1 protein-coding gene is annotated in these 1135 nt (G+C 69.3%); it reads left to right on the top strand.

Annotation, left to right across the window (positions count from 1 at the left end; all coding sequences use genetic code 11):
- On the top strand, positions 1-1135 hold a 1135-nt coding region (locus tag GCL72_RS09640), incomplete at its 5' end, for a zinc-binding dehydrogenase (RefSeq protein ID WP_246161129.1).

A 1135-nucleotide genomic window follows, 5' to 3' on the forward strand; every position in this document is an offset into this window, starting at 1 on the left:
CTCCGCCCTGCCGGAGACGATGCGCGCCGTCGTCGTCCACGGCCCCGGCGACTACCGCCTGACCACCCGCGACGTCCCCACCCCCGGGCCCGGCGAACTGCTGCTGCGCACCGACGCCGTCGGCGTCTGCGCCTCCGACCTGAAGTGCTACCACGGCGCGGAGAAATTCTGGGGCGGCGAGCACAAACCCGCCTGGGCCGAGACCGACCGCATCCCCGGCCACGAATTCGTCGGCACCATCGTCGCCGCCGGCGCCGGCGCGCTGAGCACCCGCGGCGCCGAGATCGGCGAGAGGATCGCCTGCGAGCAGATCGTGCCCTGCTGGGACTGCCTCTACTGCCGCCGCGGGGCCTACTGGATGTGCGAACCCCACGACATGTTCGGCTTCAAAGGCTTCGACGGCGCGATGGCCGAATACGTCCTGGTCCCCGCCCGCGCGCTGACCCACCCCGTCAGCTCCGCGCTGCCCGGCCACCACGCCGCCTTCTCCGAGCCGCTCTCGTGTGCGATGCACGCCGTCGAACGAGCCTCCATCCAGTTCGAGGACACGGTGGTCATCGCCGGCGCCGGCCCCATCGGACTCTCCGCGATCGCCGGAGCCCGGCAGAAGAACCCGCTGCGCATCATCGCCTTGGACATGGTCGACGAGAAGCTCGCCCTCGCCGAGGCCTGCGGCGCCGACATGAGCATCAACATCGCCACCCAGGACGCCGAGACCATCATCAAGGACCTCACCGGCGGCTACGGCGCCGACGTCTACATCGAGGCCACCGGCCACCCCTCCGCCGTCTCCCAGGGCATCAACATCCTGCGCAAGCTCGGCCGCTTCATCGAGTACTCGGTCTTCAAGGACAAAGCCTCAGTGGACTGGTCGATCATCTCCGACGACAAGGAGCTCGACGTCCTCGGCGCCCACCTGGGCCCGCACTGCTGGCCGGCGGCGATCAAGCTCATCGAAGACGGCACCCTGCCGATGGACACCGTCTGCACCCACCAATACCCCCTCGACGACTTCCAGGCCGCACTCGACATGGTCGGCGACTCCTCCGGCGGCTCGGTCAAAGTCTCCATCCTGCCCAACGGCCCGATCCCCGCCGGATCAGCCGCCCACCTGATCGGAGGCGAAACCGCATGA

It is taken from the genome of Nesterenkonia halophila (assembly GCF_009467795.1).
Classification (GTDB): domain Bacteria; phylum Actinomycetota; class Actinomycetes; order Actinomycetales; family Micrococcaceae; genus Nesterenkonia; species Nesterenkonia halobia.